The organism is Geothrix limicola (genome assembly GCF_030268085.1).
Classification (GTDB): Bacteria; Acidobacteriota; Holophagae; order Holophagales; family Holophagaceae; genus Geothrix; species Geothrix limicola.
In genome coordinates this window covers 1,132,827-1,156,815 of record NZ_BSDE01000001.1, presented here as the reverse complement: position 1 = coordinate 1,156,815, position 23,989 = coordinate 1,132,827, and the positions used below count along the sequence as shown (strand labels likewise).

At 66.6% G+C, this 23,989-nt stretch carries 25 protein-coding genes; 10 read left to right on the top strand and 15 right to left on the bottom strand.

What is annotated here, in order from left to right:
• Nucleotide 1: 1 nt before the first annotated feature.
• The 6 genes from QSJ34_RS05000 to QSJ34_RS04975 all read right to left on the bottom strand — a co-directional run bounded on the left by QSJ34_RS05000 (nucleotide 2) and on the right by QSJ34_RS04975 (nucleotide 5,162).
• Entirely contained in the window at nucleotides 2-1,153 is a 1,152-nt protein-coding gene (locus QSJ34_RS05000; RefSeq protein ID WP_285571158.1) for an ABC transporter permease, read from the bottom strand.
• Nucleotides 1,150-2,112, bottom strand: coding sequence for an ABC transporter ATP-binding protein (locus QSJ34_RS04995; RefSeq protein WP_285571155.1), 963 nt, complete (start codon nucleotides 2,110-2,112; stop codon nucleotides 1,150-1,152). Before QSJ34_RS04995 ends, QSJ34_RS05000 begins: the two co-directional genes overlap by 4 nt.
• Complete coding sequence (locus QSJ34_RS04990; RefSeq protein ID WP_285571152.1) at nucleotides 2,105-3,028, bottom strand: ABC transporter ATP-binding protein; 924 nt, start codon at nucleotides 3,026-3,028, stop codon at nucleotides 2,105-2,107. Before QSJ34_RS04990 ends, QSJ34_RS04995 begins: the two co-directional genes overlap by 8 nt.
• The gene (locus QSJ34_RS04985; RefSeq protein WP_285571149.1) at nucleotides 3,028-4,047 is read right to left on the bottom strand and encodes an HlyD family secretion protein; all 1,020 of its coding nucleotides are present in this window, start codon (nucleotides 4,045-4,047) and stop codon (nucleotides 3,028-3,030) included. Before QSJ34_RS04985 ends, QSJ34_RS04990 begins: the two co-directional genes overlap by 1 nt.
• An 11-nt stretch (nucleotides 4,048-4,058) precedes the next feature.
• Nucleotides 4,059-4,739: a TetR/AcrR family transcriptional regulator gene (locus tag QSJ34_RS04980; RefSeq protein ID WP_285571147.1), complete on the bottom strand. Its 681-nt coding sequence runs from the start codon at nucleotides 4,737-4,739 to the stop codon at nucleotides 4,059-4,061.
• Nucleotides 4,740-4,877: 138 nt separating this feature from the next.
• Nucleotides 4,878-5,162 carry a DNA-directed RNA polymerase subunit omega gene (locus tag QSJ34_RS04975; RefSeq protein WP_285571145.1) on the bottom strand — a complete coding sequence of 95 codons (285 nt, stop codon included), beginning with the start codon at nucleotides 5,160-5,162 and terminating at the stop codon, nucleotides 4,878-4,880.
• 96 nt (nucleotides 5,163-5,258) lie between these two features.
• On the opposite strand from QSJ34_RS04975, the gene QSJ34_RS04970 reads away from it, so the two are divergent.
• Nucleotides 5,259-5,732: a DinB family protein gene (locus tag QSJ34_RS04970; protein WP_285571142.1), complete on the top strand. Its 474-nt coding sequence runs from the start codon at nucleotides 5,259-5,261 to the stop codon at nucleotides 5,730-5,732.
• Nucleotides 5,732-6,934: a bifunctional phosphopantothenoylcysteine decarboxylase/phosphopantothenate--cysteine ligase CoaBC gene (coaBC, locus tag QSJ34_RS04965; protein WP_285571139.1), complete on the top strand. Its 1,203-nt coding sequence runs from the start codon at nucleotides 5,732-5,734 to the stop codon at nucleotides 6,932-6,934. Before QSJ34_RS04970 ends, coaBC begins: the two co-directional genes overlap by 1 nt.
• 10 nt (nucleotides 6,935-6,944) lie before the next feature.
• On the opposite strand, the gene QSJ34_RS04960 is transcribed toward coaBC, so the two are convergent.
• Nucleotides 6,945-7,388, bottom strand: coding sequence for a hypothetical protein (locus QSJ34_RS04960; RefSeq protein WP_285571136.1), 444 nt, complete (start codon nucleotides 7,386-7,388; stop codon nucleotides 6,945-6,947).
• 196 nt (nucleotides 7,389-7,584) lie between these two features.
• Between QSJ34_RS04960 and QSJ34_RS04955 the strand changes: the two genes are divergently transcribed.
• The 7 genes from QSJ34_RS04955 to lspA all read left to right on the top strand — a co-directional run bounded on the left by QSJ34_RS04955 (nucleotide 7,585) and on the right by lspA (nucleotide 15,055).
• Nucleotides 7,585-9,078: an acetyl-CoA carboxylase biotin carboxylase subunit gene (locus QSJ34_RS04955; RefSeq protein WP_285571133.1), complete on the top strand. Its 1,494-nt coding sequence runs from the start codon at nucleotides 7,585-7,587 to the stop codon at nucleotides 9,076-9,078.
• A 15-nt stretch (nucleotides 9,079-9,093) separates the two neighbouring features.
• Nucleotides 9,094-9,618, top strand: coding sequence for an acyl-CoA carboxylase biotin carboxyl carrier protein subunit (locus QSJ34_RS04950; RefSeq protein WP_285571130.1), 525 nt, complete (start codon nucleotides 9,094-9,096; stop codon nucleotides 9,616-9,618).
• Between the two features lie 40 nt (nucleotides 9,619-9,658).
• Nucleotides 9,659-9,775, top strand: a complete 117-nt coding sequence (locus QSJ34_RS04945) for a biotin/lipoyl-containing protein (RefSeq protein WP_285571127.1) — start codon at nucleotides 9,659-9,661, stop codon at nucleotides 9,773-9,775.
• 225 nt (nucleotides 9,776-10,000) lie between these two features.
• Complete coding sequence (locus QSJ34_RS04940; protein ID WP_285571123.1) at nucleotides 10,001-11,104, top strand: OmpA family protein; 1,104 nt, start codon at nucleotides 10,001-10,003, stop codon at nucleotides 11,102-11,104.
• 152 nt (nucleotides 11,105-11,256) lie between these two features.
• Nucleotides 11,257-11,646: a large conductance mechanosensitive channel protein MscL gene (mscL, locus tag QSJ34_RS04935; RefSeq protein WP_285571121.1), complete on the top strand. Its 390-nt coding sequence runs from the start codon at nucleotides 11,257-11,259 to the stop codon at nucleotides 11,644-11,646.
• A gap of 128 nt (nucleotides 11,647-11,774) precedes the next feature.
• Nucleotides 11,775-14,564: an isoleucine--tRNA ligase gene (ileS, locus tag QSJ34_RS04930; RefSeq protein WP_285571117.1), complete on the top strand. Its 2,790-nt coding sequence runs from the start codon at nucleotides 11,775-11,777 to the stop codon at nucleotides 14,562-14,564.
• Nucleotides 14,564-15,055, top strand: a complete 492-nt coding sequence (gene lspA, locus QSJ34_RS04925; RefSeq protein WP_285571114.1) for a signal peptidase II — start codon at nucleotides 14,564-14,566, stop codon at nucleotides 15,053-15,055. The genes ileS and lspA overlap by 1 nt, the downstream gene beginning before the upstream one ends.
• A 79-nt stretch (nucleotides 15,056-15,134) precedes the next feature.
• On the opposite strand, the gene QSJ34_RS04920 is transcribed toward lspA, so the two are convergent.
• Nucleotides 15,135-16,103, bottom strand: coding sequence for a DUF1028 domain-containing protein (locus QSJ34_RS04920; RefSeq protein ID WP_285571112.1), 969 nt, complete (start codon nucleotides 16,101-16,103; stop codon nucleotides 15,135-15,137).
• Between the two features lie 77 nt (nucleotides 16,104-16,180).
• Here QSJ34_RS04920 and QSJ34_RS04915 point away from each other — a divergent pair, with 77 nt between their 5' ends.
• Complete coding sequence (locus tag QSJ34_RS04915; protein ID WP_285571110.1) at nucleotides 16,181-17,065, top strand: DUF1684 domain-containing protein; 885 nt, start codon at nucleotides 16,181-16,183, stop codon at nucleotides 17,063-17,065.
• A gap of 12 nt (nucleotides 17,066-17,077) precedes the next feature.
• Here QSJ34_RS04915 and QSJ34_RS04910 read toward each other — a convergent pair whose 3' ends face one another.
• From QSJ34_RS04910 to QSJ34_RS04880, 7 genes are all read right to left on the bottom strand, one after another.
• Nucleotides 17,078-18,016, bottom strand: a complete 939-nt coding sequence (locus QSJ34_RS04910; RefSeq protein WP_285571105.1) for a glycosyl hydrolase family 18 protein — start codon at nucleotides 18,014-18,016, stop codon at nucleotides 17,078-17,080.
• A 35-nt stretch (nucleotides 18,017-18,051) separates the two neighbouring features.
• On the bottom strand, nucleotides 18,052-19,254 hold the full coding sequence (locus QSJ34_RS04905; protein WP_285571103.1) for a hybrid sensor histidine kinase/response regulator: 1,203 nt from the start codon (nucleotides 19,252-19,254) through the stop codon (nucleotides 18,052-18,054).
• Nucleotides 19,255-19,388: 134 nt separating this feature from the next.
• A complete protein-coding gene (locus QSJ34_RS04900) occupies nucleotides 19,389-19,787 on the bottom strand; it encodes a YchJ family protein (RefSeq protein ID WP_285571100.1) in 399 nt (132 codons plus the stop codon).
• Nucleotides 19,788-19,842: 55 nt separating this feature from the next.
• Nucleotides 19,843-20,286: a hypothetical protein gene (locus tag QSJ34_RS04895; protein WP_285571097.1), complete on the bottom strand. Its 444-nt coding sequence runs from the start codon at nucleotides 20,284-20,286 to the stop codon at nucleotides 19,843-19,845.
• Between the two features lie 52 nt (nucleotides 20,287-20,338).
• The gene (gene hutU / locus QSJ34_RS04890; protein ID WP_285571094.1) at nucleotides 20,339-22,006 is read right to left on the bottom strand and encodes a urocanate hydratase; all 1,668 of its coding nucleotides are present in this window, start codon (nucleotides 22,004-22,006) and stop codon (nucleotides 20,339-20,341) included.
• 51 nt (nucleotides 22,007-22,057) lie between these two features.
• Nucleotides 22,058-22,918 carry an MBL fold metallo-hydrolase gene (locus tag QSJ34_RS04885; RefSeq protein ID WP_285571091.1) on the bottom strand — a complete coding sequence of 287 codons (861 nt, stop codon included), beginning with the start codon at nucleotides 22,916-22,918 and terminating at the stop codon, nucleotides 22,058-22,060.
• Nucleotides 22,919-22,939: 21 nt separating this feature from the next.
• On the bottom strand, nucleotides 22,940-23,929 hold the full coding sequence (locus tag QSJ34_RS04880; RefSeq protein WP_285571088.1) for an aldo/keto reductase: 990 nt from the start codon (nucleotides 23,927-23,929) through the stop codon (nucleotides 22,940-22,942).
• Nucleotides 23,930-23,989: the final 60 nt, after the last annotated feature.

The following is a 23,989-nucleotide window of genomic DNA, read 5'->3' as shown; positions in this document are numbered from 1 at the left end:
CTCAGGCCAGTCGTTTCTTGAAGCTCTGGATGGCGAGCAGCAGCATGAGGGCGCCGAAGGCCACCAACAGCAGGCATTCGGGCCAGAGCTGGGTGAGGCCGGTCCCCTTGAGGTAGAGGCCCCGCAGGAAGGTCACGAAGTAGCGTGCCGGGATGAGGTAGGTCACGACCTGCAGCACCCTGGGCATGTTCCCGATGTCGAACATGAAGCCTGAAAGCAGGAAGGCCGGCAGGAACGTGGCGACGAAGGCGGCCTGGCTGGCCAGGAGCTGCGTCTTGGCCTTGGCGCTGATGAAGATGCCCAGAGACAGGGCGCCCACGAGGTAGATGGCCGAGACGGTGAACAGGAGCAGGAGGCTGCCCCGGATGGGCACGTCGAACAGGAAGCGCCCGGCCAGTACGGACAGCAGCATGTCCACCATGCCGATGACGAAGTAGGGCGCGAGCTTGCCCAGGATCAGCTCGCTGCTGCGGAGGGGCGTGGAGATGAGCTGCTCCATGGTGCCCGTCTCCCATTCGCGGGCCACGGTGAGCGAGGTCAGCAGCGCCGTGATGAGCATCATGATCACGGCGATGAGGCCGGGCACGATGAAGATCCGGGATTCCAGGTCCGTGTTGAACCAGGCCCGCAGCCTCAGTTCCAGGGGTAGGGTGAGGGGATGGCCCGTGAGACGCCGGGCCTTCTCCCCGAGGATCTCCATGGAGTGGGTCCGCACGATGGATTCGGCATAGGAGAGCGCCAGGGTCGTGGTGTTGGCATCGCTGCCATCGGCCACCACCTGCACCTGGGCGGTCCGCCCGGAGCCCACGCGCCTTCCGAAATCGACGGGGATCACCAATGCCATCAGGGTCTGCCGCGCGTTGATGGAGGCCGAAACCTCCTCGTAGTTGCCCGACATCGCCATGACGTTGAAGTACCGCGACCCTTCGAAGCGGCTCACCAGTTCGCGGCTCTGCGGGGTGCGGCTCTGATCCCACACGGCCAGGGGCACCCGGTCCAGATCGAGGGTCAGGGCGTAGCCGAAGATCATCAACAGGATGATGGGCAGCACGATGGCGATGCCGAGGGCCCGGGGATCCCGCAGGACGTGGATGAACTCCTTGCGCGCCACGGCGGCGAGACGGCGGGGATTGAGGGCCCAGGGCGTTCTCATGCGGAGAACTCCTTTTGCGCGCCGTCGGCGCGGTCCCGGGCCTCGATGAGCGAGACGAACACGTCCTCAAGGGAGGGGGTGATGCGCTCGACGGTGCCCACCTCGAATCCGGCTTCCGTGAGCGTCCGGCGCAGGCGGGGCGCGAGGGCTACGGCGTCCTCGGTCATCAGGTGGATGTCGCGACCGAACAGGGCTGCGTCCCGAACCCCCTCCACGGCCGCGGCCAGGCCCATGGCTTCGTGGGAGCGGTCGCAGGTGACGCAGAGCACCTGGTCCGTCATGAGGCGTTCCTTCATCTCGCCCGGGGTGCCCAGGGCCACCAGTTCGCCCCGGTAGATGAGCGCGAGGCGATCACAGTACTCGGCCTCCTCCATGTAGTGGGTGGTGACGAAGACCGTGACGCCCTGACCGGCCATTTCGTAGATGAGATCCCAGAAGGCGCGGCGGCTCAGGGGATCCACGCCCGAGGTGGGCTCGTCGAGGAAGAGCACCTGGGGTTCGTGGAGCAGGGCGCAGCCCAGGGAGAGGCGCTGCTTCCAGCCGCCCGGCAGTTGACCCGTGCGGGTGTGGCGATGCGCCTGCAGGTGGGCCATGTCCAGCACCCAGGCCTTGCGCGCGGCCTTCTTGGCTTTGGGAATCCGGTAGATGCCACTGTAGAAGTCGATGTTCTCTTCCACCGTGAGGTCGTCGTAGAGGCTGAACTTCTGGCTCATGTAGCCGATGCAGCGCTTGATCGCTTCGCGCTGGGTGCGGATGTCGTGCCCCGCCACCGTGCCATGGCCGCCCGAGGGTTCGAGGAGCCCGCACAGCATCCGGATGGTCGTGGATTTGCCGGCGCCGTTGGGGCCCAGGAATCCGAAGATCTCACCGCGGCGCACATCCAGGTTGATGCGGTTGACGGCCACGAAGGCCCCGAAGCGCCGCTCCAGATCCCGCAGGGTGACGGCGAAATCAGACATGTGTCACCGCGGGAATGGCCGAGGTGAAGACATCTTCCAGGCTGGGTTCGATCACCTGCAGACCGTGACAGGGGATGCCCTCGGCCCGCAGCACCGCCTCGATGGAAAGCCGGCCCTGGTCGATATCCGGGACGAGGACGTGGATGCGATCCCCGAAGAGGGCCACGCCGCCCAGATCTGTGGCACGCAGGAGGATGGCCGCCCGCCGGGGTGAATCGCAGCGCACTTCGAGGAGCGCGCCCTGGAGCAGTCCCTTCACGCCATCCACCGTGTCGCAGGCCATGAGCCGCCCCCGGTGGAGCAGGCCGATGCGGTTGCAGCGCTCGGCCTCGTCCAGGTAGGCGGTGGAGACGAAGATGGTCACGCGCTCCTGCTGAAGCTGGTAGAGGATGCGCCAGAAGTCGCGGCGGGACACGGGATCGACGCCATTGGTAGGTTCGTCCAGGAAGAGCACCCGGGGCGTGTGGACGAGGGCGCAGGCGAGGCCGAGCTTCTGCTTCATGCCCCCGGAGAGGTTGCCCGCCAGCCGGCGCTTGAAGGGGGTGAGGTTGCTGAAGGCCAGGAGCCGTTCGATGCGTTCGTTCCGACCCGCCTTCGGAACCTCATAGAGGTCGGCGTAGAAGTCGATGTTCTCGATCACCGTGAGATCGGGATACAGGCCGAAGCGCTGGGACATGTAGCCGATGCGGTCCTTGATGGCCTCGGCCTCGCGAACGGCGTGGAGCCCATCCACCCAGGCCTCGCCGGAACTGGGTTCGAGGATCCCCGTCAGCAGGCGCATGGTCGTGGTCTTGCCCGCGCCGTCCGGCCCGACGAGTCCGAAGATCTCGCCCTCCTCCACGGCCAGGTTCAGCTGGTCGAGGGCGACGAGATCCCCGAATCGGCGCGTGAGCGCCCGGGTCCGGACGGTCTCCATCAGCGGCCGTCCAGGGCGATTTCCGCAACCGCCGGCATGCCGGGCTTGAGTTCCTGGGAAGGATTGGGGATGTCGATCCGGATGCGGTAGACGAGCTTCGTGCGCTCCTTGCGGGTCTGCACGGTCTTGGGGGTGAACTCCGCTTCGGAGGCCACGAAGGCCACGCGCCCTTCGTAGCGCTTGCCCGGGAAGGTATCGGTGCTGATGAAGGCCTTCTGCCCCAGCTTCACGCGGCCCAGATCCGGTTCTTCGATGAAGGCGCGCAGCCAGACTTGGCCGAGATCCGCCAACGTCACGACGGCGGTGCCCGGCGCGACATACTCCATGGGTTCGATGTTCTTGGAGAGGATCACGCCATCGCTGGGGGCGGTCAGGGTGGCGAAACCCAGTTGGGTCTGGGCCAGAGCCAGGGCCTGCTGGGCCTGCTCGAAGCGGGCGCGGGCCTGGTCGATGTCTTCTTTCCTGGGGCCTTTTTTTACGAGGGTGTACTGCTGGTCCGCCTGCCGCACCTTGCCGCGGGCGGATTCCAGGGCGGCGCGGCTGGCCTCGTAGTCGCGCACCGAGAGAATGCCCTTCTGGTAGAGGTCGCGGAGGCGCGCTTCGTCGGGTTCGAGACGACGGAGATCCGCGCTGGCCTGCTCCAGGGCGGCCTTGGACGCTTCGATCTCCTCCTGCCGCGATCCGGCGAGCATCGCATCGAGGGCGGCCTTGGCCGTGGCCGAGTCGGCTGCGCGCATGGCCGCCTGCTGCTCGAGATCCTTGGCGTCGAGGCGTGCCAGTAGCTGTCCGGCCTTGACCGACTGGCCTTCGTCCACGGGGCGCTCAAGCACCTTGCCGGGCACGCGGAAGCTCACCTCGACCTGGATCACTTCGATGTTGCCGGAGAGCCGGAGCCGGTTCCCGGGCTGGGTCCGGCAGGCGGTGGCCAGCAGCAGGGCGCCAGCCAGGAGGGGAAGGGGCCAGGCCCGGATGCAGGCGGAAACTCGGTGAGAAGGCTGGGAAGCGGGGTGGGGGCGCATCGGCATCCTCATCAGGCGGTGGGATCGGGCAGGGGCGGCAGCGGGGAGGCGGGGTGCAGGGCCACGCCGCGCCAATAGAGGTCGAACCAGCTGCGCATGCCGGTGAGCAGGACCTCCTGGGGTGGCAGGTTCGTGAAGTGCGGCAGGACGGCAGGTAGCACATCGAGGATTTCCAGCTGCATCTTCACGAGGAAGAAGGTGGTCAGCAGGGGGGGGAGGTCCGGACGCAGGTCCCCGCGGGCCATGCCCTGTTCGATGATCCGGCTCACGTGGACGACGATGGGCCGGACCCGTTTTTCGATGAGGTGGGTGAGCCCTTCGGCGCCTCGTACGATCTCGCCGCGGATCATGGCGCGGATGCCCGGATCGTCCTTCAGGTGACGGTGGTAGATGAGCAGGACCTCCCACAGGCGCAGGGCCGTGGGACGGACGTCTGCCGGATCCGCCAGGCGCTCCACATCGTGGAGGACGGCGGGGAAGCGGCGGTCCAGCAGGGCCTTGAAGAGGGTCTCCTTGCTGTCGAAGTGGTAGTAGATCAGGGCCGGATCGCAGCCCGCCTGGCGGGCGATGGCCCGGAGACTGGCGGCGCGCAGACCCTCCTCGGCGAACACGGCCTGGGCCGCGTCCAGGATCTGATCGGGGTCGACCTTGGTGGGTTTGGGACCGCGGGATTTGATGGGTGGGGTGGTCATGGAGATCCAATTCAACAAGTGTTGAATAATGTGATCCGATCCGCCTTCGCGCAAGACCCTATTTCATTGAGCGTGGAAATTTCGTCGGCACAGCAAAAAGCCCCCGGATGCGGGGGCTTTTCGGGAAGACAGCGGAGATTACTCGCCGGAGATGGGAACCACCGTGGTGTCTTCGATGGTGAGGATTTCGGCTTCTTCGAAGGCGATGCGGTTTTCCTCGACCTCGGCCACCGCCACCTGGCCCCAGAAGGAGGCGAGCTTGGGGGCGTCCTGGGCCTGACCGTGCTTGTTCACGGGCACGACCACCTCGACCTTGGGGAAGGCGCCGCGCTGAAGCTGCTCGCAGCGCTTGCCGGCGACGACGACGAAGCGGTACTTGTTGGCGATTTCTTCCGGGACTCGAACAATGGTGCGCTGGGTCATGGGGCACTCCGAACCTGGAAGCATAGCATCTGAAAGCGCTTCCGGCAATGCTCCCGGCGAGGGTTGGGGGTAGGATTGGATCCTCGTGGAGGGAGCATGGAACGGGGCAAGCTCTGGCGCACCGCCTTCGGCAACAATGTGCGGATGCTGGACCTTAACAGCGCGGGGCTGACGCCGGACATGGCCACTCAGCGAGCGGCCGACGGGGTGTCCTCGGCGGCCTGGATCCTGGGTCATCTGGTGACGGTCCGGTATCGCCTCAGACGCATGATGGGTGGCGGCGTGCTTGAAGACCATCCCGTGTGGGAGCAGCACTATGCGCGTGGAGGGGCGGGAGAATCCGCCCACCTGGACTGGGAAGCCCTCCGGGAATGCTTCCGGGTCTCGGACCAGGCCCTCAAGGAGACCTTCCTCCAGTTCGAGGAATGGGATCGCCCCACGATGAACCCGGCCCTGGGGGCAGAGCAGCCCCTGGAGCAGGTGCTGGCCTTCCTCTACATGCATGAGTGCTACCACCTGGGCCAGATCGGAATCATCCGCAAACTGCACGGACTGCCGGGAGCCATCTGATGCGTATCATCCTCGGCATCACCGGCGGTATCGCCGCCTACAAATCCGCTGAATTGGCCCGGATGCTGGCGAATCAAGGCCACCAGGTGCGGTGCATCCTGACGGAGGCCGGGGCGCGGTTCATCACGCCGCTCACCCTGACCAGCCTCACGGGCGAGCCCTGCTATGGCGCCAATCCGGATCAGGGGGAATGGCGCGCCAACCCCGGCATCGAGCACATCGAGCTGGCCCGCTGGGCGGACCTGGTGACGGTGGTGCCCGCCACGGCCAACATCATCGGCAAGGCGGCCAACGGCCTGGCCTCGGACCTGCTCAGCACGGTGCTGCTGGCTACCCGGGCGCCCGTGTTGTGGGCACCGGCCATGAACACGGGCATGTGGGAGCACCCGGCCGTGCAGGCCAACCTTGACCGGCTCCGGTCCTTCGGCCATGCGGTGGTCGACCCCGGCCAAGGCATCCTGGCCTGCGGAGAGGAAGGCGCGGGCAAGCTGGCTGACATCAACATCATCGCCGAGGCCATCCAGGTTCACGGCACGCCGAAACAGCCCAGCCTCAACGGGCGGCGGGTGCTCATCACCTCGGGCCCCACCCGGGAGGACCTGGACCCGGTCCGCACCCTCACCAACCGGAGCACGGGGGCCATGGGTATCGAGCTGGCCCGGGCCTTCCGCGACGTGGGAGCCAGGGTCCACCTGGTGCTGGGCGGGGATCTGGCGGCGCCCTGGGGCGTGGACACGACCCGCGTCCGCAGCGCCCAGCAGATGCTGGAAGCCTGCGAGGCCCGTTGGGCCGAGGCCGATGGACTGGTGGCCGCGGCGGCCGTCGCCGATCAGCGCCCCGAGACCTCGTCGCCCGAAAAGGTGAAGAAGGGCGAGGGTATCGAAACCCTGAACCTCGTGCGGACGCCGGACATCCTGGCTCGGCTTTCCTCGGCGCGTCGCCCCGGTCAGTGGGTGATCGGCTTCGCCGCCGAAAGCGAGAAGCACCTGGAGCACGCCAGCGCCAAATTGCAGAAGAAGCAGCTGGACGCGGTGCTGGTCAACGATGTGCAGGACGGCAAGGCCTTCGGGGCCCAGGCCAATACGCTGACCCCGGTCACGGCCGAAGGACCTCAGGCGCCCCTCGGGCCCTTGGCGAAGGATCAGTTGGCTCGGGCCGTGGTGCAGTGGTGGGCCCAGCGTTTGGAGGCCAGGTCGATCTAGATCCGGTGGGCTACAGCGCCGGGGCCATCCAGGGGAGCACCTCGCTGGGGCGCCCCGGCACGTTGCCCAGGCGCACGGCCACGATCACGATCCAGCCCTGGGGGCGCTGGAGCGATTTCAGATCCAGCAGGAGCGTTCCACCGGGGCCGGGCAGGTCCGGGCGCCGGCGCTCCAGCACGACCTCACCGTGGCTGAAGACCTCTTCCGGCGTGGGCTTGACGAGGCCCAGGGGAAGGTAGAGCACCCGCACGATCTCCACGCCCACCAGGGCCTCATCCTTCGTATCCAGGCGGGGCAGGACCAGGCGGATCGAGCGGAGGCCTTCCAGGCGCGCCTCCACGGGTTGGGCCGCCGCGCGGGGGCGAGGAATGGGATCGCCCTTCCGTCCGCAACCGATTGTGAGGAGGCCAAGGATGATGGCAAGCAGTGGGTTTGCTAGGCTGAAGGAACGCATCGTCCTCCATCATGCCCGATTCCGAGATTCCAGCCCTGCGAAGGAAGCCCCATGTCCGTGACCAAGATCCTGATGGCGAATTGCGGGGACGATGACCCCTCTGCGATCGAGCAGGGCGAGGGAGCAGGAGCGAAGCGATCGGGGTCAGGTCCCCGCGCAGGCCAGCGATGCACGACCAGCAAGCGAGGATGAGCCCATGCCCGTGACCAAGATCCTGATTGCAAACCGCGGGGAAATTGCGATCCGCGTGATCCGCACCTGCCGCGAGATGGGCATTCCCACCGTGGCTGTCTATTCCGAAGCCGATCGCGGCGCCCTGCACGTGCGCATGGCCGACGAGGCCTACTGCATCGGCCCCGCCGCGGCCCGGGAAAGCTACCTGGTGCTGGAGAAGATCCTCGACGTCTGCAAGCGCAGCGGCGCCGACGCGGTGCATCCGGGCTATGGATTCCTCTCGGAGAACGCCGAGGCCGCGCGCGCCTTCCAGGCTGCGGGCATCACCTTCATCGGGCCGCGCCCCGAGTGCATCGTGAGCATGGGGTCGAAGACCGCCGCCCGCGAGGTCGCCATCGCCGCGGGCTGCCCCGTGGTGCCGGGCATCCAGGAGACCATGGCCGACGAGGCGCTGCTGGAAGCCTCCCTCAAGATCGGTTTCCCGGTGATGCTCAAGGCCGCCATGGGCGGAGGCGGCAAGGGCATGCGCCTGGTGCACAAGCCCGAGGAGTTCACCTCCTCGCTCGCGCGGGCGCGCGGCGAGGCACTGTCATCTTTCGGCGACGACAGCGTGTACGTGGAAAAGGCCATCGTCCAGCCGCGTCACATCGAGATCCAGATCTTTTCGGATACGCATGGCAACCACGTCTACCTGCATGAGCGGGAATGCTCCGTGCAGCGGCGCCACCAGAAGGTCATCGAGGAGGCTCCGAGCCCCCATGTGACGCCGGAGATGCGCAAGGCCATGGGCGAGGCGGCGCTGAAGGTGGCCCGGGCGGTGAACTACGTCGGCGCCGGCACCGTGGAATTCCTGGCGGATGCGGACCGCAACTTCTACTTCCTGGAGATGAACACACGCCTTCAGGTGGAGCATCCCGTCACCGAATGGATCACGGGGCTCGACCTCGTGAAGTGGCAGATCCTCGTCGCCCGTGGCGAGAAACTGCCCATGACCCAGGAGGAGATCCCCCTCAACGGCTGGGCCATGGAATGCCGCGTCTACGCCGAGGATCCGGACAAGAACTTCATGCCGAGCCCCGGGAAGATCACCTTCCTCCGCACGCCCAGCGGGCGCAATGTCCGAGACGACAGCGGCGTCTACGAAGGCGCCGACGTGCCCATGTTCTACGATCCGATGATCAGCAAGCTGAGCACCTGGGGGCCCACGCGCCTGGAGGCCATCGAACGCATGCGCGCGGCCCTGGGCGAGTACCGCATCGGCGGCATCCGGCACAACATCGCCTTCCACGAGGCCCTGATGGAACACGGACCCTTCCGGGAAGGGGCTCTCCACACGGGCATGCTGGACAAGCCCTTCTGGAAGCGGAAGGAGCAGGGGCCCGATCTGAAGTTCGCCGTGGCCGCGGCCCTGCTGCACGAACTGGAAAACGAGCAACGCCGCGCCACCCAGCCCGCCGCCGCCGTCGATGGAAAGCCCGATGCCTGGAAGCATTGGGGCCGGTTCAACCGTCTTTAGCCGAGGAATTCATAGATGAAACGCACCCTTCTGCTCGGCAAGGAATCCCATGATGTGGAACTGCTCCATCAGGACGGCGTGACCACGCTGATCTGGGAGGGACAGAGCCAGCCCGTCGACATCCTCGAACTCGAACCCGGCTGCTATTCCATCCTGCTGGATGGCCGCTCGGTGGAGGTCCGCCTGGACGCCGCCAAGTCGCCAGATCCCGAAACCCACGCCTACCGGGCCATGCTCTATGACGGCGCCTACGAGTTCGCCCTGGTGGATCCACGCCGCGCCCTGCTTTCAGCATCCGGTGGCGCTGGAGCGGGGGGCGGTATCCTCGCCTCGCCCATGCCCGGCAAGATCGTGAAGCTGCTCGTGAAGGCCGGCGATGCCGTGCAGGAAGGCCAGACCCTCCTCGTCATGGAGGCGATGAAGATGCAGAATGAGCTCAAGACCAACACGACTGGAACCGTGGCGACCGTGCACGTCCAGGAGGGCGCCACCGTGGAGACGGGAGCGGCGCTGATCACGGTGGTGGCGCCCGAGGTCTGAAAGAGAGGTCTCGCGTATCGCCCCAGGCGATACCGAGAGGATGCAGAACGAGCTCAAGACCAACACCACCGGAACCGTCGGGATCGTGCATGTCCAGGAGGGCGCCACCGTAGAGACCGGGGCGGCGCTGATCACGGTGGTGGCGCCCGAGGCTTGACGGGAGGGGGCTCTGACTGGATACGTCCCGGATTCAGGGTGGTTGAAATCCCCGGGCCCCTGTCTGAATTGACTGTCTCGACGGTCGAAAAAACACCGGTAATTGCAAGGTGGTTCAACGGAATTATACGGGTCAGTGATTTTTAAAATCCGTGTTTCCAATTGATCATGTCGGCCCCTTCTGGATAGCGTGGAGCAGAGGTTCCACCTCGACACGGAGGTCTTCATGAAGAAAAGAACCCTGATGTTCCTGCTCGCAGGAACGGCTCTGACGCTGTCCGCCCAGCAGGGGACGGCCTGGGTCACCGCCCAGGTGGGCCAGACCATCTTCGAGTCCAAGACCAACCTGAAGGATCAGATGCACTACGGTCTTGGCGTCGGCCACTGGTACACCGACCGCTGGGGCCTCGACCTGCGCGCCCTGCGCAGCGACCTCGAGCTGGACAAGAATCCCTTCAACATCGCCTCGGGGAACGAAACCCACCTGCTGGCGTCGGCCCTCTTCAACTTCCGCCCCGGCGCAGAGAACTGGTACCCCTACGCCGCTGCTGGTCTGGGCGGCACCAACGTGGGCTCTCCCTATTCGGGCAAGTCCGAAAGCACGACCCGCCTCAACTACCACGCCGGTCTCGGCATCATGGGCAAGCCCGCCGAAAGCTTCCTGATGGATTTCGGCGTCAAGGCGGTTCGCGTGGAACTGCCCCAGGCCCGCACCGAATACCTGGCGACCCTCGGCCTGGGCTACACCTGGGGCGGCGGCAAGAAGGCCGCTCCTGCGCCTGCGCCGGCCCCCGAGCCGGCACCCGCACCCGCGCCTGCGCCTGAGCCGGCCCCCGCGCCCGTGGCGCCGCCGCCTCCCCCGCCGCCGCCGGCTCCCGAGCCGGTGAAGGAAGTCGCCAAGCCCGTGCCGCCGCCGCCCGCCAAGATCGTGCTGGACGAGGCCGTGCTGCACTTCGCCAACGGCAAGGCCGATCTGGGCGCCGATGCCACCGCAGCCATCCAGAAGGTGGCAGACAGCCTGAAGGCCTACCCCGGCGAGTACACCCTGGAAGTCAGCGGCCACACGTCTTCCACTGGCAGCAAGGCCGTGAACAAGGCGCTCTCCAAGAAGCGCGCCGATGCGGTCGCCAAGGTGCTGGTGGACGCCGGCATTCCCGCCGCCAAGGTCACCACCGTGGGTGTCGGTCCCGACAAGCCCCTCGCCGATAACAAGACCAAGGAAGGCCAGGCCAAGAACCGCCGCGTCGAGATCGACGTGAAGGTGAAGGAAGGCAAGGCCGAAGTCCGCAAGATCACGACGGAGACCGTCGAATCCACTCCGAACAAGTAACATCCCGCGGGCGGGGGCCTTCGCGGGTCCCCGCCCGCCTGACATGAACGAGGGGGACCGCCCGGACGCTTCGCCTCCTCTGCGTCCCCCTCATGCACCCCCACGTGGTGTCCGGACCAAGTCCGGCCACCACGTCTGATCCGGAGGAAGCCATGTCCCTGAAAGACGAGTTCAAGGCCTTCATCATGAAGGGCAACGTGGTCGACCTGGCGGTGGCCGTGGTCGTCGGCGGCGCCTTCGGCAAGATCGTCACCGCCTTCGTCGATGGCGTCGTCATGCCGATGGTGACCTACGTCCTGCCCGCCAACATCAAGTGGGAGGAGTGGGTGCTCGGCAAGTTCCGGATTGGCGCCGTGCTCGGGGCCACCCTGAACTTCCTGATCATTGCGCTGGTCATTTTCCTCGTGCTGATCAAGTTCCTGGGCCGCTTCATCAAGAAGGAGGCGCCTCCGGCCGAGCCCACCACGAAAGAATGCCCAGCCTGCCTGGAGCAGGTGCCCCTCAAGGCGACCCGCTGCAAGCACTGCACCAGCCAGCTCTGAGAGTTCTCCATCTGACGAGGGGCCCGGGTTTCCGGGCCCTTTCTCTTGTGAGAACACGCCTTCCCATGCTGAACTGGAGGATCAACCCCGGGGCGCTTGGGTGCGCCCCCCGACGCACGAGGGCGCCGATGAGCGAGCAAGCTCCGGTTAAAAAGTACTCCGTTTTCCTGCCGAAGACCGACTTCCCCATGAAGGCGGACCTGCCGCAGCGCGAGCCCAAGCGGCTGGAACGCTGGAAGGCCGAGCATCTCTACCGCCGCATCGAAGCCAAGCGCCAGGCGGACAACGCCGCGGGCAAGGGCAAGGGCCGCGAGGTGCTGCACGACGGCCCGCCCTATGCGAACGGCGCCATCCACATGGGCCACGCGCTCAACAAGATCCTCAAGGACGTCGTCGTGAAGTCCCGCTGGATGGAGGGCTACGAATCGCCCTACGTGCCCGGCTGGGACTGCCACGGCCTCCCCATCGAGCATGCGGTCGAAAAGGACCTCGGGCCCAAGCGTCGGGAGATGAGCCGCGCCGACTTCCTGCAGCGCTGCCGCGCCTACGCGCAGAAGTGGATCGACACGCAGCGCACGGCCTTCCAGCGCCTCGGCGTGCTGGGCGCCTGGGAACAGCCCTACGTGACCATGGATCCCGCCTACGAGGCCGAGACCGTGCGCCACCTGGCCAAGCTCTTTGAAAGCGGCAGCGTCACCCGCAAGCTGAAGGTCGTCCACTGGAGCTACGGCGCGCGCACGGCCCTGGCCGAAGCCGAGGTCGAGTACGCCGACAAGACCAGCCCGGCGATCACGGTGGCCTTCCCCGTGACCGATGCCGAGGCCAAGCGTCTGGAACTGCCCACGCCGCTCTTCGTGCCCATCTGGACCACCACGCCCTGGACCCTGCCCAGCAACAAGGCCGTGGCCATGCACCCGGATCTGGAATACGCGGTGGTCCGTGCTGGCGACAAGCATTACGTCGTGGCCGTGACCCTGCGCGAGGACTTCGCCAAGAAGCTGGGCACGGAGCTGCACACCGTCGAGATCCGCAAGGGCAAGGAGTTCCAGACCCTGGTGGCCCGCCATCCCTGGATCGACCGTGAAAGCCCTGTGCTGCTGGGCGATCACGTGACCGCCGACACGGGCACGGGCCTCGTGCACACGGCGCCCGATCATGGCGTGGACGACTTCAACCTCGCACACCACCTGGGTCTGCTCCAGCTCGTGGGGCCCGACGGCAAGTTCCTGCCCGCTGTCAACGATCCCGAGTTCGAGGGCAAGAACATCTTCGACTGCAATCCCCTCGTGGTGGATCGTCTGCGAAGGGAAGGGCGGCTGCTCCACGAGGAGAGCCTGAACCACAGCTATCCCCACTGCTGGCGCACCAAGACGCCCATCCTCTTCCGCGCTACCGAGCAGTGGTTCATCACCATGGATTCGGAACTGGCGGGCAAGGGCCGCAGCCTGCGCGAGCTGGGCATCGAAGGCGTCGAGCAGACGCAATGGATCCCCGCCCAGGGCCAGAATCGCATCCACGCCATGATCGCGGGCCGTCCCGACTGGTGCATCAGCCGCCAGCGCGCCTGGGGCACGCCCATCACCGTGCTGCGCTGCGAAGCCTGCGGCGAACCCCTGGTGGCCGATTCCATCTTCAAGGCGGCCGCCGCGGCCATCGAGAAGGGTGGCATCGAAGCCTGGGCCGAGCTGCCCGTCGAGGGCCTGGTGCCCGCAGGGGCCCGCTGCAAGTGCGGTTCCACGGCCTTCCAGAAGGAAACGGACATCCTCGACGTGTGGATCGATTCCGGCGTGAGTGCCTCCGTCGTGTGCGAGTCCCATCCAGAACTGAGCCGCAACGACTACAGCCAGTTCATCTACCTGGAAGGTTCGGATCAGCACCGCGGCTGGTTCCACAGTTCGCTGCTCTTCAACCTCGCCGCCACGGGCACCAAGCCCTACAAGCAGGTGGTCACCCACGGCTTCGTGCTGGACGGCAAGGGACAGAAGATGTCCAAGAGCCTGGGCAACGTCATCACGCCCGAAGAGATCCTGAAGACGCTGGGCGCCGACATCCTGCGCTGGTGGGCCGCCTCCTGCGACTACAGCGAGGACATCCGCATCTCCAAGGAGATCCTCGACCGCAGCGCCGACGCCTACCGCAAGATCCGCAATACCCTGCGCTTCCTGCTCGGCGCCCTGGCGGATTTCGATCCCGCGAAGGATGCCGTCGCGGCCGCGGACCTGGCGCCCCTGGACCGCTGGGTGCTCGATGCCTTCGCCCGCACCACCGTTGAAGCTCGAGACGCCTATACGCGCTTCGAATTCCACCGCGCGACCCAGGCCCTCCACGGCTTCTGCCAGCTGGAGCTCTCGGGCCGCTACTTCGAGATCATCAAGGACCGCCTCTACTGCGACGCGCTGGATTCGGCCCGCCGCCGTAGCTGCCGCCACGCCTGCTGGGAACTGGCCAAGGGTCTCTGCACCCTGCTGGCGCCCGTCATGAGCTTCACCGCAGACGAAGCCTGGGAGCAGATTCCGGGTGTCGAAGGCAGCGTCCACGAGCAGCGCTTCCCCGAGCTCAGCGGCGCGGCCGTCGAGCCCAAATGGGAAAAGCTTTGGGAGGTCCGCGAGGCGGTGCAGGCCGCCATGGAGCCGCACCGCGCGGCCAAGACCATCGGCACGAGCCTGGATGCGGCGGTGGAGATCACCCTGGGCAGCCCGAAGGATTGGGAGCTGCTGGATGCCCTCGGCGAGTCACTCGATGATCTGTTCGTCGTCTCCTCCCTGACCCGCAAGGTCGAGGCGAGCGCCGCCACGCCCATGGTTGCTGTCTCCGCCCATCAGGGCGAGAAGTGCCCCCGCTGCTGGAATCACAAGGGTGGCCACGGCAAGGGCGAAGATGCAGCCCTGTGTGTTCGCTGCGCGTCGGTGGTGGGCTAGTGCGCCGCCTGCTCTGGCTGCTGCTTCCCATCGGCGCCCTGGTGGCGGACCTGGGCTCCAAGGCCTGGATCTTGAAAAACCTCGGCGAAAGCGAATCCCTGACGGTCATCAAGGGCTTCTTCTACCTCACGCTGGGATTCAACCGGGGCGCCATTTTCGGCAGCCTCACCTGGATGCCGCCGACGGTGCGCTTCATCGTATTCGCCTTGGCGGGCGTGGCGGCCCTGGTCTACTTCGGCCGCCTCTTCCTGGCCCGGGACACGTCGACCTGGGAGCGCGTGGCCATGGGCCTCATCCTCGGCGGCGCCCTCGGCAATGGCATCGACCGCATCCTGCGCGGCGCCGTGGTGGACTTCCTGGATTTCGTGTTCGGAAGCTGGCACTACTGGACCTTCAACCTGGCGGACAGCTTCATCCTGGTGGGCGCCATCCTCTACGGCCTGCGGATGCTCCTGGTGGCGCGGGCCGAGCCCAAGACCAAGGAGAACTGAGCGTCAGCCACGGATAAACACAGATAAACACGGATGGAACCGCGCTTTCATCTGCGTTCATCCGTGGTTGGTTTTTGCATTACTGGGCTTCGATGGCTTTCAGCAAAGCCGGGTCCTTGGGCAGCTGGTCCACGTCGGCGAGGCGCGGGACGAGGCGTTTCCAGAAGGGTTCGGCGGCGAAGACCTGCTTGAAGAGGGGCAAGGCCTCATTCAGCTTGCCGCTGGAAGCCAGGGCCACGGCCTGCCAGAAGGGCATCTCCCAGATGCCGGGCGCCAGCTTGGCGGCGGCCGCGTAGGCGGCCTTGGCCTCGGGCCACTTGGCGGCAGTGACGAAACCATCGCCCTCGTCCATCAGGCGGTAGGCGCGGCGCAGTTGGATGAGGCGGCCCAGCTCCTTCAGCGGATCGGGGCTGTCCTCCACCCGCAGGTCGAAGAGGCGGTCGTTCCAGGGCTGGCCCGACGGCCTGCCCTTCACGATGAGGATGGCCGCGCTCTGCTGGCCGCGGATGTCGCCACCCTCGGCCTGGGCCGCGCGCAGGGCCGCCAGCAGCCGGTCCGCGAGGTCGCCCTTGGCGCCGCGGAAGGCCTTGGCCATGGCGGGCCAGACGCTGGCCTTGTCCATGAGGTTGGCTTCCACCGTGAATGCTTCTCCCACCTCGTGGCCCGCGGCCTGGATGCATTTCGCGCCCGTGTGCGCGGCGGCATGGCCCTGGGCATCCACCATGGCCACCTGGCGCACCTCACGATCGGGATCCGCCGCGAGCAACGCCTTCAGGGCTTCTGGCGCGGACTTGCCGGCCTTCATGAGGGCCAGGCCCAGGGCGCCGTAACTGGGATCCGTGAAGCTTTGCGTGGCCACCACGCCCACGCCGGGTTCGGCCCAGGGCACGGAGGCGCCCACGGAGAACCAGTGGCTTTGCACGGCCACGCCGAGATCTCCCGTGGCCGCATCCCGAGCCACGATGGAATAGGTGTGGACGGGGCGGCGGGGCACCTCGCCCGCGCCGAGGGAAAGGGCCGACAGAAGGAGAAGGAAGCAGCGGCGCATGGGGGCTCCGGAGTGGGGGGATGACCCCATCCTAGATCGTTCTGCGCCGGGTCCGTCGCGCTGGTACGATGGTGCCCATGAAACGCGCCTTCGCCCCCGCCATCCTGTCGCTCATCTGCCTGGCCGCCCCTGCCCAGGACGCCTATCGGAAATCCGTGGACGACTGGCACGCGGCCCGCGAAGCCCGGCTGGCCGCCGAAGATGGCTGGCTGAGCCTGATCGGGCGGGACTGGCTGAATCCCGGCGAGAACACGCTGGGCACCGCGCCCGGATCCACGGTGCTGCTGCCCGAAGGCGTCGCGCCCGCAAAGGCGGGCCTGTTCATTCTGGAAGGCACCACGGTCCGCTTCCGAACTCTGCCGGGCAGCGGCATCCTCTTGAACGGAAAACCCGCGGTCGAGGCCGTCCTCAAATCCGATGCCGACGAGCATCCGGACCAGCTGCAGGCCGGCCGGGTGCGCTTCTACGTGATCCGCCGCGGCGACCGCTTCGGCATCCGCCTGAAGGATCCGGAAACCCCCGCCCGCAAGGCCTTCCACGGCGTGCCGCGCTATCCGGTGGATCCCGCCTGGCGCATCGAAGCCGACTTCATCCCCTACAACCCGCCCCAGACGCGGCCCATCGGCACGGTGATCGGCACCACCGAATCCATGACGACGCCGGGCCTGCTGCGCTTCAAGGTGGGCGGTCGCGAGGTCACGCTGGAACCCATGATCGAGGATCCCGAGCATCCCGAACTGTTCATCATCTTCAAGGACACCACGAGCACCCACGGCACCTACCCGGCGGGGCGTTTCCTCTACGCCGAGATGCCGAAGAACGGCAAGGTGATCCTGGATTTCAACCGGGCCATCAATCCGCCCTGCGCCTTCTCGATGTTTGCGACCTGCCCGCTGCCGCCCAAGCAGAATCATCTCGCGGTGGATGTGCCCGCGGGTGAGAAGAACCCCGGCCTGCACTGAGGGGCGTGGCGGTTATTCGGCCTGCTTGAAAGCCGCCAGGGCCTTCCAGGCTGCTTCGGAGCTCCAGCGCGCATCCTTGCCGTCGCCGAGGATGGAGGGAATGTCCCACACGGCGCAGCCCGCGCCCGTCTTGGCCAGGTCCTGGAGATGTCCGGGCAGGGCGGAACCGCCCCATTCGTACTGCCAGCCGGGTACGCCCAGCAGCACCTGGGCGGGTCGGTAGCCCTTGCTCTTGGCCCAGTCCACCTGCCAGCTGAACCGGAAGATGGCGGCGCCGCCGGCGCAGGGCTGGCCGCCCTCCGGCGTGAAATCGGAGGCGTTGGCTTCGTAGAGGTCGCCATAGCCCATGGAATGGATGGCGTCCACCTGGCCCTTCCAGTCGCCCCACCAGGCCATGTTGGGGGCGTTGAAGCAGGGGCTGTGGAAGCTGTCGATGGTGAGCAGCTTGCCCTTGGCGTGCACGGCCGCAGAGAGCGCCGCCACGAAGGCGCCGTAGGCTGCGCGGTCCCCATCCAGGTTGCCTTCGCCTTCCAGATCGAGATCGATGCCGTCCAGGCAGAGGCGCAGCATCTCATCCACGAGGGACTTCACGAGTGTGTCGCGGTGCAGCGTGAAGGCCGTGCGGGCTCGCTGCCAGTCCCAGATCTTGCCGTCGTGGTTGTAGACCGTGAGAAGCACCATGACGCCGCGGGTCTGCGCCCACTGGCGGAAGTGGGACACGTCGACGTCGGTGATCCGCTCGCCACGCTCGGCGTAGGCCAGGCGGCCTTCGGAGTTGAGGATCCAGAACTGGAGACCCAGGCGGCTCAGCCACTGATCGGCCGTCACCGGGCCTGCCTTGTGGCGCAGGGCCTTCCGGCTGATCTCCAGGCGATAGGGCGGAATCCATCCCATCACGTCGTGGGCGAGCAGGGATCCGGCGAGGGCGCCGAGGGTGATCAGGCGTTTCATGGGGACTCCAGTCCGCGTTGACCGGCGGGCAGGGATCAGGCTTCCTGGGCAGCCCCGTCGGAATCCTGACCGTCCACGCCGGTTTCCTCGGGATGCGAGCTGCATGTCCGCGTGGGCATTTCGAGCACGAAGGCGCTTCCGCGGGGGGGATTCTCCTCCACCCAGATCCGGCCTTCGTGAGCCTCGGCCACCAACTGGCAGAAGGCGAGCCCGAGGCCCGAACCGAAATGGGCGTCATCGGCGGCGCCGCCCTGCACGCGGATGAATTTCCCGAACACCTGGTCGCGCATGTGCTCGGGGATGCCGTGACCCTGGTCTCGCACCTCCACGCGCACACCGTTTTCCGTGGGTCTGGCTTCGATGCGCGTGCTGCTGCCCGAAGGCGAATACTTCAGCGCGTTGTCGAGGAGGTTCAGCAGGAGACGGCGGAGGAACTCCTGATCGGCCTCCACCTCCAGATCCGCCGCGCAGTCCCAGCTCAGCGAGTGATGGCGGGACTGGGCCTGCGATTCCATCTCCTTGAGCAGAGCGGGAATCCACGTGTTCAGCGAGATGCGGGTCTTGTGGAGATCGAGTCCCACCTGTTCGGCGCGGCCGATGTCAAGGATGTTCTGGATCATCCGCCCCATGGTGTGGGCCGTGTCGCGGAGGCGGCGCACCTGGTTGCGCGAGCTGGAATCCTGGCCGGTCTTGTCGTCCAGCAGTTCCAGGCCCACCTGGATGGCTGAAAGGGGGTTTTTCAGGTCATGGACGATGAATTCGAAGAGCTGTTCCCGCTGCTTCTGCAGGTCGAGCAGGTTGTCGCGCTCGGCCTGGATCTCCGCCTGGAGGCGCTTGAGCCGCATGAGGCTGCGGATGCGCACGATCAGTTCGGGGGACAGGACGGGCTTGCGCAGGAAATCATCGCCTTTGGCGCGCAGGGCCTGGGCGTGGATGTCGGGGCGTTCATCCCCGGTCAGGAAGATGATGGGCAGAAGTTCTCCATTGGGACGCTCGCGGATGCGCCGACAGACCTCCAGTCCATCCATCTCCGGCATCTGGATATCGAGGAGCACCAGTTCCGGCTTGTAGGTGTCGAGTAGCTCCAGGGCCTTTTCGCCGCTCTCGGCGGCTTCCACCTGGTAATACCCCCGTTCCAGCATGGCCCGAAGGCTGCGGCGAGCGAGCGCGTCATCATCCACCACCAGGACCCGGGCCCCGTGGTCCGCACGGCGATAGAAGATGGGCCCTTCATTCATACTTGACCTCAAAAGACTCTTATCGAATCGGATCGAGGTTAACAAAATTTTCTGAGGCAAATGTGAAAAATCAGGCAAAAACGCAAAATTTGCTTCATTCGATGACACAAATAATTGCCTAGTGCCCGGAAAGCCTAGGCTTTCACCACGCCATCCACATAGACCCATTTGCCGTTTTCGCGGGCAAAGTTGCTGGTTTCGATGTGCAGGCTGCGCCGCCCATTGGCCTGGAGACTTGCATGGAAGGTGACGATGCCGGTGTCATCGGTCTTCCCACCCTTTTCCTTGCCGACGATCTTGAGTCCCACGCAGCTGACGGATTTGCAGTACTGCAGCAGTTCGTCGCGGTTCTCCTCGCCGCGCTTGGCTTCGGGCCGCGTGGCGATCAGGTAGTCCACCTTGGCCATGGCGTAGGCGGAAAAGCGCGAACGCATCAACTGCTCGGCAGTCTCGGGTGCGGCGGCCCCGGTGTGGAAGGGACCGCAGCAGCGGTCGTAGGGCTTCTTGGAGGTGCAGGGGCACAGGCGGGACATGAAAACCTCGGAACAACAGGGCCATCAGGATCGCACGGCGATCCTGTGATGTGGCTCAGGGACGCGCGCGGAAGCGCAGCGCGATGTACCAGACCACGGAAGCGACGGCGAGGGTGCTCATCCAGATCCACCAAGGGAACCTCCCCGCGCCCGCCGTCCAGGCTGCGAAGGAAGAGAGCAGGGGCACCAGGGTGCAGACGAGCAGCACCAGGTGGAAGGCGAGCTTTGTGGCGCGCCCCAGGCGACCCGCGGCCCGCGCGAGACGCACGGTGATGAGGGCACAGGCCAGCGAGGGCAGGCCGAGGAAGGCCCAGAGAAGGAAGAGCGGAATGGCGGGACTCGTCCAGCCCTGGCTGAACCAGCGGAAATAGCTCGGGAAGGTGACGGCGAACCAGACCAGGTCGCCCAGCGACAGGCAGACCGTCAGCGCGCTGAGCAGGCGCAGCACGAGGGTGGATGGAGGCTGAGGAACGGTCGAGGCAGGCGCGGGCTCACTCATGGGACCTCGGGGGATGGCCCATGCTATCGACGGTTCTGTCGGAAAGACAGACCTACTGGGCCTTCATGGGGACGTGCAGGCCGATGGCGTCGGCATGTTCCTGGGCGATTTCGTAGCCCGCGTCGGCGTGGCGGAAGACGCCCATGGCGGGATCATTCCAGAGCACGCGGCTGATGCAGCGGCTGGCGCGCTCGGTGCCGTCGGCCACGATCACGACGCCGCTGTGCTGGCTGTAGCCCATGCCCACGCCACCGCCGTGATGGAGGCTCACCCAGGACGCACCGCCGCCGACGGCCGTCATGGCGTTGAGCAGCGGCCAGTCGCTGACGGCGTCCGAGCCGTCCTTCATGGCCTCGGTCTCGCGGTTGGGGCTCGCCACGCTGCCGCTGTCCAGGTGGTCGCGGCCGATGACGATGGGCGCCTTCACGCGGCCGGACTTCACCAGTTCGTTGAACATCAGGCCGGCCTTGTGGCGCTCGCCGGCGCCGATCCAGCAGATGCGCGCGGGCAGGCCCTGGAAGGCGATCTTCTCCTTGGCGGCCTTGAGCCAGCGGATCATGCCCTCGTTCTCGGGGAACAGCTCCATCATGGCGGCGTCGGTGACGGCGATGTCTTCGGGATCGCCCGACAGCGCCGCCCAGCGGAAGGGGCCGATGCCCTTGCAGAAGAGCGGGCGTATGAAGGCGGGCACGAAGCCCGGGAAGGCGAAGGCGTTCTCGCAGCCCGCGCGCTGGGCCTGGGCGCGGATGTTGTTGCCATAGTCGAAGGTCACCGAGCCGCGGCGCTGGAATTCGATCATCGCTTCGACGTGCGTGCGCATGGAGCTGAGCGCCCGCTGCACGTAGGCCTCGGGTTCGGCCTTGCGCATGACGGCGGCCTGATCGAGGGACAGCCCGGCGGGGATGTAGCCGTTGTATTCGTCGTGGGCCGAGGTCTGGTCCGTGACGAGGTCCGGCAGGAGGCCGCGCTTGAGGATTTCGGGCAGGATCTCCGCGGCGTTGCCCAACAGGCCGATGCTGCGGGCCTCGTGGGCGTCCACGTACTGCTGCACGAGGGCGAGGGCCGTGTCGAGGTTGTCGGTCCACTCGTCCAGGTAGCGGGTATCGAGGCGCTTCTGGATGCGGGTCTGGTCCACGTCGATGGCGAGGCAGACGCCGCCGTTCATGGTGACCGCCAGGGGCTGGGCGCCGCCCATGCCGCCGAGGCCGGCGGTCAGCGTCCAGGTGCCGGCCAGCGTGCCCTTGAAGTGCTGGCGCGCGGCTTCGGCGAAGGTTTCGTACGTGCCCTGCACGATGCCCTGGCTGCCGATGTAGATCCAGCTGCCGGCGGTCATCTGGCCGTACATCATCAGGCCCTTCTGATCGAGCTCGCGGAAGACCTCCCAGGTGGCCCACTTGGGCACCAGGTTGGAATTGGCGATGAGCACGCGGGGCGCGTCGGGGTGGGTCTTCACCACTCCCACGGGCTTGCCGCTCTGCACCAGCAGGGTCTCGTCATCGTTCAGATGCTTCAGCTCCTTGACGATGGCGTGGAAGCAGTCCCAGTTGCGGGCCGCCTTGCCCAGGCCGCCGTAGACCACCAGATCCTCGGGCCGCTCGGCCACCTCGGGATCCAGGTTGTTCATGAGCATGCGCAGCGCGGCCTCCTGCACCCAGCCCTTGCAGTGCAGGTGGGTGCCGCGGGGGGCGGTGATGACGGGGGATTCAGAAGCGGTGGACATGGGAGCTCCAACTGAACGCCCTAGTTTCCCACGGACCGGACGAGACGGCGATCAAGAGGCCCGGAGCGCCCGGATGGCCCGCTCCAAATCGGCTCTCATGGCCTCGGGGCTTTGCGCTTTGTGAAGATATCCGTGGCCGGGCAGCACCCGGCTGAAGTCGTAGGCCAGCAGTTTCTCCAGGCTGGCCAGCTGCTGCTCCCAGGAATGCCAGTTGTAGGTGCGGGAGGCGGAAAGGCGCCGCTTCTCCGGGTTCCACCACAGGTGATCCCCCGTGAAGAGGCAGTCCCGGTACAACAGACAGACACTCCCCGCCGTGTGCCCGGGGGTGGGGATCAGCAGCAGGTCCTCATCTAGCGCGATGGGTTCGTCGCCGTCCACCAGGCGTTCGAGGCCCGTGAGGCCGTCCCCCCGGTGCATGACGCGCTCGCAGCCGAAGCGCTGGCGAAAGGCCGCGTGATCGGCCACGTCGTCCTGGTGGCTGAGCACCAGCATGGACACGCCGCCCAGGGCCTCCAGGTTCTTCATGAGCGGTTCCGCCGCCCGTGGGGAATCCATCAGCACGTTGCCCCGGGGGCGGCGGATGAAATAGCTCCAGGCCCCGTAGCTCTTCTCGCTGGTGTAGCCGCTGAAATAGACGTCCTCGGTCAGCGGATGGGGGAAGGCCCGGGCTGCGGCCTGGAGGTGTCCCTTCTCATCGGAGCCGATGGAGCCGACGGGGCAGGCCACCAGGGCCATGGCGGCGCGCAGGCCCCTGGCCTCGTCCATGGGCTGGGTGTGGACGTAGGCGTGGGCGCCCCCGTCGGCGAAGGTGTCAGGCGCGAACTGGTAGCAGGTGCCGCAGTCGATGCAGGTCCGGTCCACGAAGAAGGGGCCGGGAGCATTGTTGGGATAGGCCTCCGTTCGACGCGCCACGGTCCCTCCTGGCTCGGCAGCCTAGCGGTTCACCAGGGCCATCATGGCGGCAGGATAGCGGGTGCCGGCGGCGGCTCCGGGCGGGAAGAGGCCGCCCAGCTCGTCGAGTTCGCCGGGGCACAGCACGTGATCGAGGGCGCCGAGGTTCTCGTCCAGGCGGTCCCGGCGCTTGGTGCCGGGGATGGGCACCACGTCGCCCCCCTGGGCCAGCACCCAGGCGAGGGCCAGCTGGGAAGGTGTGCAGCCGCGCGCGGCGGCCATGTCCTGCAGTTTGGCCACGAGATCCAGGTTCTTCTGGAAGTTCTCACCCTGGAATCGGGGCGAGTTGCGGCGGTAATCGTCGGGTTCGAAATCCTCGAAGCTCCGGATCTGGCCCGTGAGGAAGCCGCGGCCCAGGGGGCTGTAGGGCACGAGCCCCACGCCGAGCTCGCGGCAGGCCTGGAGGAGGCCCTCCTCGGGATCCCGGGTCCACAGCGAGTACTCGGACTGCACGGCGCTGATGGGATGCACGGCGAAGGCCCGGCGAAGGGTGGAGGGACCCACTTCGGAAAGGCCCAGGAACCGCACCTTGCCGGCCTTCACCAGGTCCGCCATGGCGCCCACGGTCTCCTCGATGGGCACCTGGGGATCCACGCGGTGCAGGTAATAGAGGTCGATGGTCTCGACTCCCAGGCGCTTCAGGCTCGCGTCGCAGGAACTCCGGACGTAGTCGGGGCGCCCGCAGATTCTCCGCAGGGTCGGATCGTTCGGATCGCGGACGATGCCGAACTTGGTGGCGATCACCACGCGCTGGCGCACTTCCGCCAGGACCTTGCCCACCAGCACTTCGTTGGCATGGGGGCCGTAGGCGTCGGCGGTATCGAAGAACGTGACGCCCCGGTCCACCGCGTGGAGGAGGGTGGCCGTGGATTCCGCGTCGTCCCGGTGTCCATAGAACTCGGACATGCCCATGCAGCCGAGGCCGATGGCCGATACGGTGAGGCCCTGGGTTCCGAGGTGACGGGTCAGCATGGGGATCTCCTTCGCGTGGGGAGGCTTTAGATGAAAAACACTCGCAGAGAATGCCGAGAA